The sequence below is a fragment of the Sphingomonas asaccharolytica NBRC 15499 genome, assembly GCF_001598355.1.
Taxonomy (GTDB): domain Bacteria; phylum Pseudomonadota; class Alphaproteobacteria; order Sphingomonadales; family Sphingomonadaceae; genus Sphingomonas; species Sphingomonas asaccharolytica.
Genome location: NZ_BCYU01000088.1, coordinates 1 through 16,911 on the forward strand (window position 1 = coordinate 1; position 16,911 = coordinate 16,911).

Below are 16,911 nucleotides of genomic sequence, written 5' to 3' on the forward strand. Positions count from 1 at the left end.
TGGCCACGGGCGACAAGCTCGGTGAGACTGATACGCCCCACCCCCAACCCCTCCCCTGAAGGGGAGGGGCTAACCAACGCCAATCGTTCGATCCTGAGCGCCGTGAACGGGGATGCCCCTTGATCTACCCGACGCGCTTTGCGGTGATGGCGGCGGCGGCGGGGGCTCCGGTCGCGCTGTTGATTGCCGTGCTGGCGCCAGACCATTGGTATGCCGGGCTGGCCTGGCCCGCGGCGATTCTGCTCGGCGCACTGATCGACGCGATGCTCGCTTTGCCCGCGAGCCGTATCGCTGCCGGACTGACCCTGCCGCGCACTGCCAGCGTCGGCGAAACGGTCGACGCGGTAATCAGCGTCGAGGGGCCGGCGCGTGGCGGCCCCGGCACTGTCCAGATCGCGATCGCCGCCGATCCGCTGGTCGGACTGGAGGATGACGGCCGCGCGAGCGTCCAGCTCGACCAGGGCAAGGGCGCGGTGGCGCTGCCCGTTGCGACACGCCGTCGCGGCACCGCGCATTTCGCGACCTTCTGGGTGCGCTGGCGCGGGCCGCTCGCGTTAGTGTGGCGGCAGAAGCGGATGGCGAGCGAGGCGGCGCTCAAGATCCTGCCCGACATTCGCCCGGTGCGCGAACGCGGCGCGCGGATCTTCCAGCGTCACGCGCTGCAAGGACTGATGACCCAGCTCGACCGCGGCGACGGCACCGATTTCGACGCCTTGGTCGAATTCCGCTCGGGTATGGATCGCCGTGCGATCGACTGGAAACAATCGGCACGGCATCAGAAGCTGCACGCCAAGGAATATCGCACCGAGCGCAACAACCAGATCGTCTTCGCAATCGATTCGGGGCGCCAGATGTCCGAGCCGGTCGCTGGCATTCCGCGCGTCGACCGCGCGGTCGCGGCGATGCTGCTGACCGGCTGGGTCGCGCTCAAGCTGGGCGATCGCGTCGCGCTCCATTCGTTCGATTCGCGCCCGCGCATCGCCAGCGGGCTGATCTCGGGCGCCTCAGCCTTTCCCGAGCTCCAGCACCTCGCCGCCGGGATCGATTATTCGGGCGAGGAAACCAATTACACTTATGCGCTGACCACGCTTGCCGCGCGGCTGACGCGGCGATCGATGATCGTGATGTTCACCGAATTCACCGATCTGACCAGCGCCGACTTCATGATCCGCGCCGCAGCTCGGCTGGTCGAAACGCACCTGCTGCTGATCGTCGTGCTGCGCGACGAGGAACTCGAATCGCTCGTCGATCATGCCCCCGACACCGCCGACGATATCACCCGCGCGGTGACCGCGGCGGGGCTGCTCAAGGACCGGCTGCTCGCGCTGACCCGGCTGCGCCACCTCGGTGCGCATGTCATCGAAAGCGAATATGACCGCGTCGCCGATCGCCTGGTCGAGGGCTATGTCGACCTCAAGCGGAGGAACCTCTTGTGACGGCCTATGTCGAAGCCCGCACGCCGCTGGTCAATGCGACGCGCTTCCGCGCGGTGCACGAGGCCGATTGGGATCAGCTCGACAAGATCCTGACGCTGATCGAGAAACGCGGCGTCGGCGCGGTGCCCGACCAGCAATTGCTCGTCCTGCCGTTGCTCTATCGCGCTGCCTTGTCGTCGCTGTCGGTGGCGCGCGAAACCTCGCTCGACCGCGCGCTGATCACTTATCTCGAACAGCTCTGCACGCGCGCCTATTTCCAGATCTACGGCGTCCCGACCTCACCGATGAAGCAGCTCGCGCATTTCTTCGCGCGCGGCTGGCCTGAGGCGGTGCAGGCCTTGTGGAAGGAGACGTTGGTGTCCTTCCTGCTGACCGTCGCTGGCGCCCTGGTCGCCTATCTGCTGATAGCGCACGATCCGGCCTGGTTCTACGCGATGATCCCCGACGGCATGGCGCAGGGGCGCGATCCGACCGCCAGCACCGAATTGCTGCGCCAGACCATCTATGACGGCGGCAAGGACGCGCAGCAGAGCGCGCTCGCCTTGTTCGCCTCGTTCCTGTTCACGCACAATTCGCAGATCGCGATCTTCTCGTTCGCCTTGGGGTTTATGTTCTGCGTGCCGACCGCGGGGCTGATTGTCTATAACGGCCTGATGCTGGGGGCGATGATCGAGGTCTTCGCGTCAAAGGGGCTGGGCTATGGTTTCGTCGGCTGGCTGTTGATCCATGGCACCACCGAATTGTTCGCGATCATGATTTCGGGCGCGGCGGGGTTCCGCATCGGGCTCGCTATTGCGTTCCCGGGCCGGCTGTCGCGAACCGACGCGGCGGTGGCGGCCGGACGGTCGGCGGCGACCGCGATGGGCGGCACGGTGGTCATGCTCGCCGTCGCCGGGCTGCTCGAAGGGATCGGGCGCCAGACGATCACCAACGACGAACTGCGCTATGCGATCGGGCTGGTGATGCTGGCCGGCTGGCTGCTCTATTTCTACATGCCGAGGGGGAAACGCGATGGCGCGCCCGCCTAGGAACGTGGTGACCGCACTCCGGCGGCGTTTCATCACGCCCGAGGGAGTCGACCTCAATATCGAGCTCGGCACGGCGGGGGCGCGCGCCGGGGCGTTCCTGCTCGACGGCGTGATGATGCTGGGGGTGCTGATCCTCGCCTCGATCGCGATCGGTCTGATGGCGATGGCGTCGCAGTCGATTCTGATGGTCGGACTGTGGATCGTCGGCTTCTTCATCCTGAGGAACGGCTGGTTCACCTTGTTCGAAATGGGCGCGCGCGGCGCGACGCCGGGCAAGAGGATCGTCGGGCTGCGCGTGGTGGCGCGCGACGGCGCGCGGCTGACCGGCGGCGCCGTGATCGCGCGCAACGCGATGCGCGAGATCGAGGTGTTCCTGCCTCTATCGTATTCCTTCGCCTCGCTGGGCGCGATGTTCACCGGTGGCGACATCCTGCTGCCGCTGCTCGCGCTCGCCTGGAGCATGATCTTCCTGTTCTTTCCCTTGTTCAATCGCGACCGATTGCGCGTCGGCGACCTGCTCGCCGGAACCTGGGTCGTGCACCGCGCGCGCGCGCAGCTCGGCCATGACCTGGCCGCGTCGGCGGCGCAAAGCACACGCCCGCGCCGCGTCTTCACCGACGCCCAGCTCGACCTCTATGGCGTCTACGAACTGCAGACGCTGGAGGAAGTGCTGCGCGGCGGCCAGACCGAGGCGATCGTCACCGTCGCCGCCGCGATCCGGCGCAAGGGCGACATGCCCGACGATGGCGACGACTACGGCTTCCTGTCGGATTATTACGCCGCGCTGTGCGGCCGGCTCGAGCGCGGGATGATGGTCGGGCTCAGACGCGAGGACAAATATTCGAAGGCGACGCGGGCGGCGTAAGCCCTCAAATTGGGGTGGTTGCCGCCCCTTCAGAGGAGGGACCTAGTATATCTGTGCGACCCAATCTAAGTCGGGTCTGTAGTCGGCTCGTCGAGTTTTGTGATTTTGAAGCTGCGCAACGCACTTCCCGCCGCGATTGCAACAAAGAGTGACGTGATGAAGATAGACGGGGGATCGGCGCGGCCCTGCCATATGTCGTACGCGCCTACCGCGATCAGATAGCCGGCGGCGAACGATAAGATCGTGGACAGGAAAGAGCGCAATGGCAGAGGCAGTCGGTTCCACATGCGGTGCAGGCATACCACGAAAAAGCCCGGCGGGTTAGGCCGCGCTTGGCCTTCATGACCCTAAGCCTCTTAGGCGGGTTATTATCCACCTCCTCGGGCTGGGGGCTGCGCTGGCGGCTCCCGGTTTTGTTTTGCGGCCGCAACATTCTCGGCAAGTTCTTTAGGTCTGTGCCGATGAAGCGACGTAGGGCTTCATCAAAATGCGTATCCAGTCCGAGCGGGGGAGCGGTGTTTTCCCTTTTAAGCCTCCAATCCTAACCAAGCCCGGACTAGGACGTCGGCTTGCGCAACAGCCTGTCCCGCAACGCTTCCAGATTGACCTCGGCGATCGCGGCCGCGCGGTCCTTCGCCTTCAAGATTGCGGAGAGCTGGTTCAGTATCTGGCAGGCATTGTCGAAAAGCTGCAGCGCTTCGCCATGACGTTGCAGCAGCGCCATGTCGCCGATCAGATCCCCGGCCACCTCATCCAGCATCCTCTGGACATGATCGAGCTCCTCGGCGACGCGCGCTTCGGGATCGGTGATGATTTCGGCAGCACCGGCAGCCGGCGCGCCCTCATCGAGGATATCGCGCCCGCCACGGATCGCGGCCTGAATCTGATCGACCCGCGATTGTCCCTGACCGAAGATCGTGGCTGGCGCGCGGCGGCCGGCGACCCATTCGTCGACCGACGCGGCGCCCTCGAACTGGATTCCGCAGCGTCCCTCCGCTCGCCAGGCGACGACGCCGCGCATTTCGACCTCGAGACGCTGCAGGATGAGCGACGCGCCCGGCTCGGGCAGCGCTTGGCCATCGACCATCGCGCCCTTTTCGGACAGGTTGCGGATTCTGACCGGCGCACTCACGCCCTGCGAGCGGATCGTCGCTGTCAGCAGCAGGTTCTTGCGCGGCGCGCGAGCGCGAGCGCGAGCCGAGCTACCGGGGTCGCCGGCCGCACCGCCCTGATCCTGGTCACTCATGCCGATCGATTCCGTCGCGACCCGTCGGACGGCCCGCAACGGCAACCGGGCGCCTCAACATTCGCCATCTCCACCATATCCGTAGGTGCTACAGCAAAGTATGACGGTCGGCGATAGCGCGCACCCACTCCTATGGACAAGCTGTGCACCGCGCACGCGTACCTGCTATTTCGCCTCGGCGAGCAGGCCCCGCGCGGTCGGGCTGGTCCAGTCCATGCCACCGATCATCCGCCACACTTCCTTGCCCGACGAATCGTAGAGGATCGTCGTCGGCAGGCTGGGATTGCCGAACGCCGCCGACATGTGCAGATCGGTGTCGGTATAGGCCTTGACCGATTTGAGCCCCGCTTTGGCGAGATAGGGGTCGACCGCGGCCTTGCCGTCCAGATCCTGGCTGACCGTTACCACCTGCACCTTGCCCTCGCCCGCGACCTTGTCGAGCGTCGGCATCTCGGCCTTGCACGGCCCGCACCACGTCGCCCACAGATTGAGCAGCACCGGCTTGCCGGCGAAACTTGCCAAAGTCAGCGGCTTGCCGTCGGGACCAGCGAAGCCGGCGGTAGGCGCCGCCTCTCCCTTATGGTCGCGGACCAGCTTGCCGATCACGTCGACCCCAGTATCGGGCGCGGACGGCGCGGGCGTCATGTTCGACGCTTCGTCGAGAGTCGGCAGCGCGGCGCTGTCGTTCGCTTGCCCCTTGGGAGTGGACGGCCTATCGCAGCCACCGATCAAAGCGGTGGCCGCGAGGAGAAGAACGATAGAGCGCAAACAGACCTCGAACGCGATGTGGGGCGGTCGGTTCGCTGAGGGACCGGCGGCGGTGATGCGCGAGATAAATGCCTCGATACCGTTCGACAAGCGTTTGTGGCGTCAGGACATCGCCGGGTCGAAGGCGCATGTCGCGATGCTGGGCGCGCAAGGCATATTGAAAGCCGACGATGTCGCCGCGATTGACCAGGGGCTCGACGCCGTTGCGGAGGATTATGCGCGCGACGGCGTGCCCGACGACCTCAGCCTTGAGGACATCCATATGCTGACCGAGGCGCGGCTGGCCGAGAAGGTTGGGCCGGTCGCCGGGCGGCTGCACACCGCGCGCTCGCGCAACGACCAGGTCGCGACCGATTTCCGTCTCTGGGTGCGCGATGCGATCGATCAGGTCGCCGCCGCTTTGGGCGAACTCCAGGATGCGCTGATCGCGCGCGCCGAAGAGCATGCCGACGCGGTGATGCCCGGCTTCACCCATCTCCAGTCGGCGCAACCCGTGACCCTGGGCCATCATCTGATGGCCTATCACGACATGGTCGCGCGCGACCGCAGCCGCTTCGGCGACAATCGCGCACGGATGAACCGGTCACCGCTCGGCGCCGCCGCGCTGGCCGGCACCAGTTTCCCGCTCGACCGCGATGCGACGGCAAAGGCGCTGGGGTTCGACGGTCCGACCACCAATTCGCTCGATTCGGTCAGCGACCGCGACTTCGCGCTCGATTATCTGATGGCAGCGACGCAATGCTCGCTGCACCTGAGCCGCCTGGCCGAGGAATTCGTGATCTGGGCGTCGCAGCCGTTCGGTTTTGTCGCCATGTCCGACCAATGGTCGACCGGCAGCTCGATCATGCCGCAAAAGCGCAATCCCGACGCCGCCGAGCTGGTGCGCGGCCATGCCGGGCGGATCATGGGCTGCATGACCGCGCTTTGCGTGACGATGAAGGGCCTGCCGCTGGCTTATTCGAAGGACATGCAGGACGACAAACCGCCGGTGTTCGAGGCGCACGATCTGCTCGCTTTGTCGATCGCGGCGATGACCGGCATGATCGAGAGCGCGACCTTCCGCACCGACGGCATGCGCGCGCTCGCCGAATCGGGCTTCGCCACCGCGACCGATCTCGCCGACTGGCTGGTGCGCGAAGCCGGCCTGCCGTTCCGCGAAGCGCACCACGTTACCGGACGCGCGGTCAAGGCGGCGGAAGAGGCCCAAGTCGCGCTCGACCAATTACCAATCGAAACATTGAAAGCGATCGATGCGCGGATCGACGAACGCGTCTATGATGTGCTGAGCGTCGATGCGTCGGTCGCGAGCCGCACCAGTGCTGGCGGCACCGCGCCGATACGGGTACGGGAGGCTATCGCGGCCGCGAAAGCGGTGCGCGCAACCGAAGCGCCGGCGGCGAAGGCCGCGCGAGCGGGAGAAAAGACGTGAAACGGTTTGTCATCCTCGGCCTGGTTCTGGCGCTGTCGGCATGCGGTGCCGCGCGCGATTTGAAACCGGCCGCGGGCAAGGCGTTGCCGGTCGCACCTTATGGCGCCACCGCTACCCCGACGCCGAACCAGCTCCTTTCCGCGTCGATCCAGGCACGGCCGCAGCGCAGCGACGACTTGTTGACCAGCTCGCAGGAGCGCCAGGGTAACGAATTCGATCTTCCCCCCGCCAATTGAGTTTTCATGGACGATTTCAACCTGAGGAACGGCGAGCTCTACGCCGAAGACGTCCCCATGACGCGCATCGCCGCCGAAGTTGGGACTCCCGTCTATATCTATTCGCGCCGCACCTTCGAGCGCCACGCGCACGCTTTTCGTGACGGCTTGAAAAACCTGCCGCGGGTTCATCTCGCTTATGCGATCAAGGCCAATCCCAACCTCGCGGTGCTGCGGGTGATGGCCAATGCCGGCTATGGCGCCGACGTCGTGTCCGGGGGTGAGCTGGAACGGGCGCTGGCTGCCGGGGTGCCGGCGCGGGACATCGTCTTCTCGGGCGTGGGCAAGACCCGCGGCGAGCTGGCGCAGGGGCTCGACCGTGGTATCGGCCAGTTCAATCTCGAGCTCGAGGCCGAAGGCGTCGCGCTGTCGGATATCGCCGCCTCGCGCGGAATCAAAGCGCCGTGCGTGCTGCGGGTCAATCCCGACGTCGACGCCGGCACCCACGCCAAGATCTCGACCGGCAAGGCGGACAACAAATTCGGCGTCGCGATCGCCGATGCGCCCGCCATCTATGATCGGCTGTCGAAGCTTCCTGGCCTCGAATTGCGCGGCGTCGCCTCGCATATCGGCAGCCAATTGCTCAGCGTCGCGCCGATGGAAGCGACCTATCGCCGGATCGGCCAACTCGTCGCCGAGCTGCGCGCCGCCGGTCATCGCATCGACCGCGTCGATCTCGGCGGTGGGCTGGGCGTTGCCTATCGCGCCGAGGACAAGCCCGAAAGTCCCGCCGCTTATGGCGAGATGGTGGCGCGCGTCACCCGCGACTGGGACGTCGAATTGATGTTCGAGCCCGGCCGGGTCATCGCCGGCAATGCCGGGGTGCTGCTGACTCAGGTGATCTGGGTGAAACCCTCGCCGACCAATCCCTGGGTGATCGTCGACGCGGCAATGAACGACCTCGCTCGACCGGCGCTGTACGATGCTTGGCACGATTTCGTCGCGGTGAAGTCGAGCGGCGAGCGGTTCGTCGCCAATATCGCCGGGCCGGTGTGCGAAAGCGGCGACACTTTCGCCAAGGCGCGCGATATCGATCGGGTCAAGGAAGGCGACCTCGCCATCTTCCGCACCGCCGGTGCCTATGGCGCGACCATGGCCTCTACCTATAACAGCCGCGCTTTGGTTCCCGAAGTGATGGTCGACGGCGACCGCTATGCCGTCGTCGCCGAGCGCATCCCGGCCTATCGCGTGATGTCGGAGGAACATGTCCCCGACTGGCTCGGGACGGTAGCCGCGTGACCTTACACAGCCTGCCGGTCTTCCTCCGGCTGGCGGGGCGGCCGGTGATGCTGATCGGCGATGGCGACAGCGCGGACGCCAAACGGCGTCTGCTCGACCGCGCCGGCGCGATGATCGTCGGCGAAAACGATGAAGCGGTGCTCGCGATCGTCGCGCTAGACGATCCCGACGAGACGGTCGCTCGGCTCAAGGCACGCGGCGTGCTGGTCAACGCGGTCGACCGGCCCGATCTGTGCGACTTCACCCTTCCCGCGATCGTCGATCGCTCGCCGGTGATCGTCGCGATCGGCACGGGCGGTGCCTCGGCAGGGCTGGCAGCGGCGTTGCGTCAGCGGCTCGAATCACTGCTTCCGACGACACTCGGTGGACTCGCCGACGCGCTATATACGGTTCGCGCGCGGCTCAAGGCTTCGCTCCCCGATATGGATGCCCGCCGCCGCGCTTTGGCGCAGGCGCTGAGCGAAGGCGGCGCGCTCGATCCGCTGGCCGCCGATGCGGCAAGCGTCGATGCGTGGCGCGGCGACGCATCGCGTCCGCGCGCGATGGAGGCGATCCGCCTCTCCTCCCCCAGCCCCGACGACCTCACCTTGCGCCAGGCGCGCTTGCTCGCGCAGGCCGATCGGGTGGTCCACACCCCCGACGTGCCGCCCGCGATCCTCGACCGCGCGCGCGCCGACGCACCGCGGATCGTTTCGGTTGCACCACCCGTTGATCCGGCAGAAGGGCTGACCGTGTTTGTGGAGATGGCGCGATGAGCGGCTTTGCCTATCATGTCGACGAGAGCGGGAAATCGACGCGCTGCGAGATCAAACAGGCGCTCGATATCGACCACGGTTTCGTCTGGGTCCATCTGACGACCAATAACGAACATGCCCAGGCATGGTTGTCCGACGTTGCCAAGCTTGACGACTATCTGGTCGATGCGCTGACCGCGACCGAGACGCGGCCGCGCTGCGAGCAGTTCGGCGAAGGCGCGTTGCTCAACCTGCGCGGGCGGTCGGAGGACGAACTGGTTTCGTCCGATCCACTCGCCTCGGTCCGCATCTGGGCGATCGCCGGGCGCGTCATCTCGGTCACGCGCAAGACATTGAACGCGATCAAGCTGGTCGAGCAAAGCGTCGAGGCCGGCCAGGTTCGCGACCCCGGCGACCTGATCACCGAGTTTGCCACCGCGATTACCAGCGATCTCGATCCCGACGTCGCGCAATTGGGCGACGATCTCGACGAGTGCGAGACGTCGCTCGACAATGAGAAGATCTTCGAGCTGCGCCGCACCGTCACCCGCGTCCGCGTCCAGTCGATCGGCTATCGCCGCTTCCTCGCGCCGCAGCGTACCGCGCTCGAAAAGCTCAGCACGTTGCAGGTCGGCTGGCTAGGCGATGACGATCGCCTGCATTTGTCGGCGGCCGCCGACCGCGCCGCGCGCATGGCCGAGGAACTAGAGAGCATCCGCGAGCGCTCGGCGCTGACTCATGAGGCGCTGACCGACCTGCGCGCCGAACAGATCGACCAGCGCGCGCTGATCATCTCGATCGTCGCGATGATCTTCCTGCCGCTGACCTTCCTGACCGGGTTGTATGGGATGAACGTGCGCGGCCTGTGGCTGGCGGACCGACCCTGGGCATTCGACGCGATCGTCGGGATCTGCGTGCTGACCGCGGTGAGCGTGACGGCCTATTTCGTGCGGCGGCATTGGTTGCGGGGGTAAGCCGGAGATGGTCGCAACGATGAAAGGCCGGCTGAGCTCTTTCCCGCGGTTTCCGCTGCTCGATGGGCCGACTCCGATCGAACGGCTGACCCGGCTGGAGCAGGTGCTGGGCGCGGCCGCGGGCGGCGCGCGTTTGTGGGTCAAGCGCGACGATGTCATGCGGGTCGGCGGCGGCGGCAACAAGCTGCGCAAGCTCGAATTCCTGATCGGCGAGGCAGTCGCGCAGGGCTGCGACACGTTCATCACCACTGGCGGCCTGCAATCGAACCATGCGCGGCAAAGCGCGGCCGCGGCGGCGCGCGCCGGACTCGCCTGCGAGTTGATGCTGAGCGATGTCGTGCCGCGCCATGACGAGGCCTATCGGACGAACGGCAATCTGCTGCTCGACGATCTGTTCGGCGCGACCGTGCATCGGCTGCCGGGCGACGTGAATGCGCTGGCAGCCGCGCAAGCGCGGGCCGAGGAAATCGGACGCGAGGGGCGCAGGGCCTATGTCGTCGGCAGTGGCGGATCGTCACCCCTGGGATGTCTCGGCTATGTCGTCTGCGCAGCGGAAATCCTCGAGCAAGAGCAAGCCGTCGACCGACGATTCGAAGCGATCGTCGTTCCGAATGGGAGCGCGGGCACGCATGCCGGACTCGCGGCAGGGCTGAGTGCCGCGGGCGACGATCCACGCCGAATTCTGTCCTTCACGGTGCTTGCGCCGCTCGACAAGGCGATCGAGGACACGCGCCGCTTGGCCTCGGAAGCGCTCCACCTCATCGCGCCGGACCGGAATTTGGCCGGCGACGCGATCCGCATCGATGGTTCGCAGCGCGGTGAAGCCTATGGCCTACCAACCGACGCGATGGTCGGCGCGCTCCGGATCATGGCACGGAGCGAGGGCTTGCTGCTCGATCCGGTCTATAGCGGCAAGGCCTTTGCCGGCGTGCTCGACGGGATGCACAACGGTGTGTGGGAGGACCGCGACGTCCTGTTCGTGATGACGGGCGGCACCCCGGGTCTCTTCGCCTATCGAGATGCCATCGCGCGCGACGACTGATCCAATCGTCGGTCGATGTCGGTTGGCTTCTAGCCCTCTCCCGCAAGCGGGAGAGGTGTTAAGAACGTTACGCCCGCAGCCGCTCGACTTCGTCGTGCAGCGCCTGGAGCGAGACGATCAGCCGTTGGCGGTCGGCGCGGATGTCGGCGAGTTCGGCGCGGGCTTCGCCCAATTCCATCGCGCGCGCGGCGATCCGCGCGTCGAGCGCGGCGTTCGATCTTTTGAGGTCGCTGATGCGGCGGGCGCGGGCGAGCGTGCGTTCGATACGGGCGTGCAGCACGTCGAAATCGAACGGCTTGGCGACATGATCGTCGGCGCCGGCGGCGAGTGCCTGGACGGCCGCTTCGGGATCGCTGCGTCCGGTGACGACGATGACCGGCAAATCGACCGTTTCGAGGCGCGAGCGCAATTCGGTCAGCACCTGAAGCCCGCTCATTCCCGGCATCACCAGGTCGAGCAGGACGAGATCGAAGCCGCGCGCGGCGATGAGATCGAGCGCTTCCTCGCCCTTGTCGGCGAGCGCGGTCAGATAGCCGAAATGCGTCAGCCGCTTGCCGATCACGTTCAAATTGGTGCGGCTGTCATCGACCACCAGGATCGTGCGTACGGGTCGGTGAAGTTCGGCCATCGGGTCCTTCCTTTGATCGCGACCCTAAGCTGGCGCCGGTCACGAAAGGGTTAATGGCGCGGCAACCAACTTGCCGGTGCTAGGTTGTTTGTCGCGGCAACCGTTTCAGCTTTGCTGAACCAAAACATTCAGGCTCGGCGCGCCTGCGCCCAGGCCTGGGCGATTTCCTCGAGATTGGATGCAACTTCGAGGAACGGCTGCGACTCGTGTCCCACGCTGGCATCGACGATCGCATTGCGCGCGCCGCGGTAAAGCCGCGCAAGCGTATGCGAGACCTCGCCGCCCTTGTCGAAATCCAGCCCCGCCTCGAGCGCGAACAGGATCGCGGTGGCGCGCGTGATCTTCTCACCCTTCAGCGCATAATTCTGGTTTTCTGTGGCGTGCGCGGCGACGCGCAGCGCGCGGACGAGTTCCTCGTAGAGCAACTGGACCAGCGCTGGCCCGTCCGCCTCGCCAGTGCGGCCGACCAGGTCGATCTGGCGATAGGTCGCTTCGGGATCGCCACGCAGCGCGGTTGCATAGCCGGCCATCAATTGTTGCCCTTCGCCCAAGCGTCGATCTGCGTCTTGAGGAACGCCTGAGTCGATTTGTAGGCGGCGACCTTGGCATTCATGCTGGAGAATTGCTGGGTCAGCCGGGTCTTCATCTGGTCCGATTGGTTGGACAAATCGTCCTTCGCTTTCGACACGTTCGACTGCTGCTGGGTGTAGCGCGTCAGCGAGGCGCCAAGGCCATATAGCGTGCTGGTCGAGGTCAGCGAAATGCCGTTCATCGCCGCGGTGATGCCGTCCGAGCTCGAGGTCGAGAACGAGAACATCGCCTCGACCGATGCCGGATAATTGTTAAGCGCGTTGGTCACCGCCGCATCGTCGACCGACAAGGTGCCGTCGCGATTGGTCTTGATGCCGATCTCGCCCAGGGTCGTCGGCGTTCCGGCCGCGGCACCCGTCAGCAGGCTCCGCGTCGTCAGCGAGCGCAGCGAATTGATCAGCCCGCGCGCCGCGGTGTCGCTCTTGAGCGGCCCGTTTTGTGGGTCGATCTGGGTGTTGATCGTGTTCAGCACCTCATTGTAGCTGTCGACGAAGTCGGAAATCGCCTGTTTCAGGCCACTGGTCGGCGAACTCGCGGTCAGCGACACCGCGACCGGGCTGATCCCGGTCAGCTGTAGCTTCACGCCGTTGATCAGGTCGGTGACCGTGTTCGATGCGCGCTCGACCGACACGCCATCGACGGTCAGCTTGGCGTTCTGCGCAACCGAGGACATCTTGGTGCCGGTCGCGCCGACGCCAACATTGAATTGGGCAAGATTGCCGGTGGGATCGGTCGTTGCGGCGAGCGTGAAGGCCTGTGCCTGGCCGGTCACTCCCTTGAGCGAAAGGTAGGCCTTGCCGTCGGCATCGGTGACGACCGAGGCGGTGACGCCGGCCTTCTTGGCGTTGATCGCCGCAGCAATGCCGTCGAGGCTCGAATTGGTCAGGTCGATCGTGACCGGCGTGCCGGCGCCGGCGGTGAAGCCGGTCATCTGGCTGCCATCGGCCGAATAGGTCGCGCTGCCCAACGTCAGCGTCAGCTGGCCCGATCCGATCACCGCGGTACGGTCGGTCACCGCGACCTGCGTCGTCGCGACCTGCGCGCTGGCGAGCTGGCTGACGGTGATCGATGAGGTCAGGCCGTTTAGCGCCGCGCCGGTCTGCGCGCTCGCGGTCAGCACGTTGCTGTTCGAGCTTTGCGGCTGTGACTGCAAGGTGCCGTTGGTGGTCAGCGTCTTGAGCGCGCTGGCGAATTGCTGGATCGTGCTCTTGAGTGACGACACACCCGAAATCTGCGCGGTCAGCGCGTCGCTCTGTGCCTTCAGCGCGTCGGTCTTGTTGGCGAATTGCGCCTGAACCAAAGAGGTGACGAGCGATGCGGTATCGACGCCCGATCCGGTCGCGAGCGAGTTGAACAGCGCCTGCGCGGCCGAGCCAATAACGGTCGATGAGGACGGGCTCGGTGTCGGGCTGGGTGTCGGGGTCGGGGTGCTCGTGGTCGAGCTGGTCGTCACCATGATCGTTACTCCGCGCGCGTCAGACCATAGAACGACCGGAGCGAAAGTAATTTTAGGACTTTCCTCACAATTTGACGCCGTTTTCGTCGAACCGCGCGGTGGTCGGCACATCGATCGCCGGTGGCACCGTGCCGGCGCGCTGATTGAGGCCGAACACGAAGGCGAGCACGGTAGCGACGGCGGGGTAGAGATCATCGCGGATCTCCTGCCCTTCGCGGCTGGTATAATAGACCGCGCGCGCGAGCATCGGATATTCGAGGATCGGGATTTTCTCGTCGCCGGCGACATCGCGGATCGCCAGCGCAGTGGTGCCGCGGCCCTTGGCCACCACCACCGGCGCATTGTCGTTGACGCGATCGTAGCGCAGCGCGACCGAGAAGTGCGTAGGGTTGGTCAGGATGACGTCGGCAGTGGCGACCGCTTTCCTGACCGACCGCCGGCTCATCTCGCGCTGGCGCTGGCGGAGATGCTGCTTGGCCTCGGGCGAGCCTTCGGTTTCCTTATTCTCGTCCCGCACTTCCTGCTTGCTCATCCTGAGCTTGCCGAGCAGCCGGATGATCTGGATCGGCAGGTCGACACCGGCGATCAGCACCAGCCCGCCCGCCATCGTGAACAGGATCCACACGAACGTCCCGCCGAGATTGCCGACCACCCCGGCAACGTCGGACGAGGTCGACAGGCCCAAGGTCGGCTGCGCCGTCTTCCACATCAGCCAGGCGCCGATCGACCCGAGCAAGGCTACCTTGAGCAGCGACTTGCCGAGTTCGATCCAGCCGGTCGGACCGAAGATGCGCTTCAGCCCCGATGCCGGATTGACGCGCGAGAATTTGGGTTGGAGCAGGGTACCGTTGAAGCGGAACGACCCCAACGCCGCCTGGCTAAGCACCGCCGCGATCATCGCGATCAGGAACAGCCCGCCGACCGTCGGCGCGAAGCCCAGGCCGGCCTGGATCAGCGGCCGCATCGGCGACCAATCCTCGATATCGGCGCGGCCGAAGCGGAAGCTGGCGGTCATCAGCCCTTCGCACGCCTTGACCATTTGCGGCCCGAGCATCGCGATCCAGCCGCAGCCGGCGAGCACGATCAAAGCGGTAGCGAACTCGCGCGATTTGAGGACATCGCCCTTATCGATCGCGTCCTTGCGACGCTTGGCTGTTGGCGCTTCTGTCTTGTCGCCTTCGTATTCCGCCATCAGCCGAACACCAGGCTTTGCGCGGCATCGAGTCCTTCCTGGACGATGACGAGCATGTAATCACCCATTGCGGGCATCGCGAGCGCGAGCGCGACCACGCCGACCGCCAGGCTGGCGGGCAGGCCGATCGCGAACAGATTGAGGCTGGGCGCGGCGCGGCTGACCATGCCGACGATCATGTTGAGGCACAGCAGCAGGAAGCCGACCGGCAGCGCGAGCAGCAGCCCGGCGGCGAAGGTGTAGCCGCCGAAAAAGGCGATGTCCTTGAGCCGGTCGGGCGACAGCCAGGCGCCGCCTGGAGGCAGCACGGCATAGCTGCGCACCAGCATGTCGACGAGAACGAGATGCCCGTTCACCGACAGGAACAGCAAGGTCATCAGCACGGACAGGAAATTGCCCAAGGCGGGCGTCGAGCGGCCATTCTGCGGGTCGATCGCCGAGGCGAAACCGATCCCCATCGAGGTGCCGATCACTTCGCTGGCAACCGCCGGCGCGGCGAACGCGATCTGCAGGATGAAACCGATTGCCAGCCCGATCAGCGCTTCGGCGACCGCGCTCAGAATGGTGGCGATCGAGAAGATATCGGCGGGCGGGACGATCGGATGGACCGCCAACACCAGCACGCCGATCGCACCCGACAAAGCGACGCGCACCGGCAACGGCACCGCCACCGCGCCGAATACCGGCGCCGCGACGAACGCCGCGCCGATCCGAATCATCACGAAGAGCAGCGCCCAGAGCTGCGCCTCGATATTCAGGCCGAGGCCGAGCATCCTTTTACCGCACCAGGTCGGGAATGCGCTGGAAGATATCGATCGTGAAGTCGGTCAGCAGGCCCATGATCAGGCTGCCGAAGATCAGCAGCGACAGGCCGACCACGGCCAGCTTGGGGACGAAGGTCAGCGTCTGTTCGTTGATCGACGTCGCCGCCTGGACCATGCCCAGGATCAAGCCGGCGAGCAACGCCGGGATCAGCACCGGGGCAGCGGCGAGCGCCAGCACCCACATCGTCTGATCGGCCACTCCGATAAAATAGTCGGCGTCCATCGTCAGTTGATCCAGTTGCTTTTATCGTCACCCCAGCGAACGCTGGGGTCTCCCACCGTATTACCCTCCATGAGATGCCAGCGTTCGCTGGCATGACGGTTGGAGGAGAGCCACAGCATCGGCTTGCGCCTCGGCATGGCGGGCGGCGGCGCGCGGAACGGGTTCGGCGCGGGCGGCGGACAGGCGGGCATCATGTCGCGAAACTCGATGCCAGGCTGCCCATCATCATCGCCCAGCCATCGACCAGCACGAACAGCAATAATTTGAACGGCATCGAGATGATCGTCGGCGACATCATCATCATGCCCAAGGACATGAGCACGGTCGCGACCACCAGGTCGATGACGATGAACGGCAGGAAGATCAGGAAGCCGATCTGGAACGCGGTCTTCAATTCGCTGGTAACGAAGGCCGGCAGTAAGACGGTATAGGGCACATCGACCGAGCTCTTGTACGGGCCCGAATGCGCCATGTCGGCGAACATCTTGAGGTCCTTCATCCGCGTCTGCTTGATCATGAAGGCATGGAGCGGCTGGCCGGCGCGCTGGATCATCTCGGTCCCGCCGATCTGGCCGGCGGAATAAGGCTGGATCGCCTGGGTGTTCATCTGGTTGATCGTCGGCGCCATCACGAACAGCGACAGGAACAGCGACAGGCCGATCAGCACCTGGTTGGGCGGCGTCTGCTGCAGTCCCAGCGCCTGGCGCAGGATCGACAGCACGATGATGATCCGCGTGAAGCTGGTCATCATCAGCAGGATCCCGGGCAGGATCGTGAGCAGCCCCATGATGATGAGGACTTGCAGGCTGAGCGACAGCGGCGCCTTGCCCGCGCCATTGGTCGCGGCAGCAGCGCCCGGTCCGCCGAGCTGGCTGAGCGCGCGATCGACCGCGTCGCCAATGCCGGGCTTGGCCGCGGCGGCCGGCGCCGAGGAAGCGGCAGTCGCCGCCGGCGCGGCGGG

19 protein-coding genes are annotated in these 16,911 nt (G+C 65.7%); 9 read left to right on the forward strand and 10 right to left on the reverse strand.

What is annotated here, in order from left to right; translation table 11 throughout:
- Positions 1-119: 119 nt before the first annotated feature.
- The 3 genes from SAS01S_RS18585 to SAS01S_RS18595 are packed head-to-tail and all read left to right on the forward strand — an operon-like array spanning position 120 to position 3,329.
- Positions 120-1,436, forward strand: coding sequence for a DUF58 domain-containing protein (locus SAS01S_RS18585; RefSeq protein WP_066812370.1), 1,317 nt, complete (start codon positions 120-122; stop codon positions 1,434-1,436).
- On the forward strand, positions 1,433-2,464 hold the full coding sequence (locus SAS01S_RS18590) for a stage II sporulation protein M (RefSeq protein WP_066812371.1): 1,032 nt from the start codon (positions 1,433-1,435) through the stop codon (positions 2,462-2,464). Before SAS01S_RS18585 ends, SAS01S_RS18590 begins: the two co-directional genes overlap by 4 nt.
- Positions 2,448-3,329: an RDD family protein gene (locus tag SAS01S_RS18595; RefSeq protein ID WP_066812372.1), complete on the forward strand. Its 882-nt coding sequence runs from the start codon at positions 2,448-2,450 to the stop codon at positions 3,327-3,329. Before SAS01S_RS18590 ends, SAS01S_RS18595 begins: the two co-directional genes overlap by 17 nt.
- Before the next feature lie 556 nt (positions 3,330-3,885).
- Here SAS01S_RS18595 and SAS01S_RS18605 read toward each other — a convergent pair.
- Together SAS01S_RS18605 and SAS01S_RS18610 are read right to left on the reverse strand one after the other, a co-directional pair.
- Positions 3,886-4,575: a PilZ domain-containing protein gene (locus SAS01S_RS18605; RefSeq protein ID WP_157082904.1), complete on the reverse strand. Its 690-nt coding sequence runs from the start codon at positions 4,573-4,575 to the stop codon at positions 3,886-3,888.
- Between the two features lie 165 nt (positions 4,576-4,740).
- On the reverse strand, positions 4,741-5,343 hold the full coding sequence (locus SAS01S_RS18610) for a TlpA family protein disulfide reductase (protein ID WP_245656998.1): 603 nt from the start codon (positions 5,341-5,343) through the stop codon (positions 4,741-4,743).
- A 16-nt stretch (positions 5,344-5,359) separates the two neighbouring features.
- On the opposite strand from SAS01S_RS18610, the gene argH reads away from it, so the two are divergent.
- From argH to SAS01S_RS18640, 6 genes are read left to right on the forward strand one after another with little or no spacing between them, the layout of a single operon-like run.
- Entirely contained in the window at positions 5,360-6,772 is a 1,413-nt protein-coding gene (argH, locus tag SAS01S_RS18615) for an argininosuccinate lyase (RefSeq protein WP_066812376.1), read from the forward strand.
- On the forward strand, positions 6,769-7,008 hold the full coding sequence (locus tag SAS01S_RS18620) for a hypothetical protein (RefSeq protein ID WP_066812377.1): 240 nt from the start codon (positions 6,769-6,771) through the stop codon (positions 7,006-7,008). Before argH ends, SAS01S_RS18620 begins: the two co-directional genes overlap by 4 nt.
- A 6-nt stretch (positions 7,009-7,014) precedes the next feature.
- Complete coding sequence (gene lysA / locus SAS01S_RS18625; protein ID WP_066812378.1) at positions 7,015-8,286, forward strand: diaminopimelate decarboxylase; 1,272 nt, start codon at positions 7,015-7,017, stop codon at positions 8,284-8,286.
- A complete protein-coding gene (locus SAS01S_RS18630) occupies positions 8,283-9,041 on the forward strand; it encodes a precorrin-2 dehydrogenase/sirohydrochlorin ferrochelatase family protein (RefSeq protein ID WP_174544988.1) in 759 nt (252 codons plus the stop codon). Before lysA ends, SAS01S_RS18630 begins: the two co-directional genes overlap by 4 nt.
- Positions 9,038-9,994, forward strand: a complete 957-nt coding sequence (locus SAS01S_RS18635) for a CorA family divalent cation transporter (protein WP_066812379.1) — start codon at positions 9,038-9,040, stop codon at positions 9,992-9,994. The genes SAS01S_RS18630 and SAS01S_RS18635 overlap by 4 nt, the downstream gene beginning before the upstream one ends.
- A gap of 7 nt (positions 9,995-10,001) precedes the next feature.
- Positions 10,002-11,036: a D-cysteine desulfhydrase family protein gene (locus tag SAS01S_RS18640; protein WP_066812380.1), complete on the forward strand. Its 1,035-nt coding sequence runs from the start codon at positions 10,002-10,004 to the stop codon at positions 11,034-11,036.
- A 67-nt stretch (positions 11,037-11,103) separates the two neighbouring features.
- On the opposite strand, the gene SAS01S_RS18645 is transcribed toward SAS01S_RS18640, so the two are convergent.
- The 8 genes from SAS01S_RS18645 to fliP form a co-directional block, all read right to left on the reverse strand.
- On the reverse strand, positions 11,104-11,664 hold the full coding sequence (locus SAS01S_RS18645) for a response regulator (RefSeq protein WP_066812381.1): 561 nt from the start codon (positions 11,662-11,664) through the stop codon (positions 11,104-11,106).
- A 128-nt stretch (positions 11,665-11,792) separates the two neighbouring features.
- Positions 11,793-12,194, reverse strand: coding sequence for a flagellar export chaperone FliS (locus tag SAS01S_RS18650; protein ID WP_066812382.1), 402 nt, complete (start codon positions 12,192-12,194; stop codon positions 11,793-11,795).
- Complete coding sequence (gene fliD / locus SAS01S_RS18655; protein ID WP_066812383.1) at positions 12,194-13,711, reverse strand: flagellar filament capping protein FliD; 1,518 nt, start codon at positions 13,709-13,711, stop codon at positions 12,194-12,196. The genes SAS01S_RS18650 and fliD overlap by 1 nt, the downstream gene beginning before the upstream one ends.
- A gap of 64 nt (positions 13,712-13,775) precedes the next feature.
- Positions 13,776-14,903 (reverse strand): EscU/YscU/HrcU family type III secretion system export apparatus switch protein, encoded by a 1,128-nt coding sequence (locus SAS01S_RS18660; protein ID WP_066812384.1) that lies wholly within the window; start codon positions 14,901-14,903, stop codon positions 13,776-13,778.
- On the reverse strand, positions 14,903-15,676 hold the full coding sequence (gene fliR / locus SAS01S_RS18665; protein WP_066812385.1) for a flagellar biosynthetic protein FliR: 774 nt from the start codon (positions 15,674-15,676) through the stop codon (positions 14,903-14,905). Before fliR ends, SAS01S_RS18660 begins: the two co-directional genes overlap by 1 nt.
- 4 nt (positions 15,677-15,680) lie before the next feature.
- Positions 15,681-15,950, reverse strand: a complete 270-nt coding sequence (gene fliQ / locus SAS01S_RS18670; RefSeq protein WP_066812386.1) for a flagellar biosynthesis protein FliQ — start codon at positions 15,948-15,950, stop codon at positions 15,681-15,683.
- Between the two features lie 2 nt (positions 15,951-15,952).
- Positions 15,953-16,144, reverse strand: a complete 192-nt coding sequence (locus tag SAS01S_RS18675) for a hypothetical protein (RefSeq protein ID WP_066812387.1) — start codon at positions 16,142-16,144, stop codon at positions 15,953-15,955.
- Positions 16,141-16,911 (reverse strand): flagellar type III secretion system pore protein FliP (gene fliP / locus SAS01S_RS18680; RefSeq protein ID WP_066812388.1); only part of this gene is annotated, 771 nt, incomplete at its 5' end. The genes fliP and SAS01S_RS18675, both read right to left, overlap by 4 nt.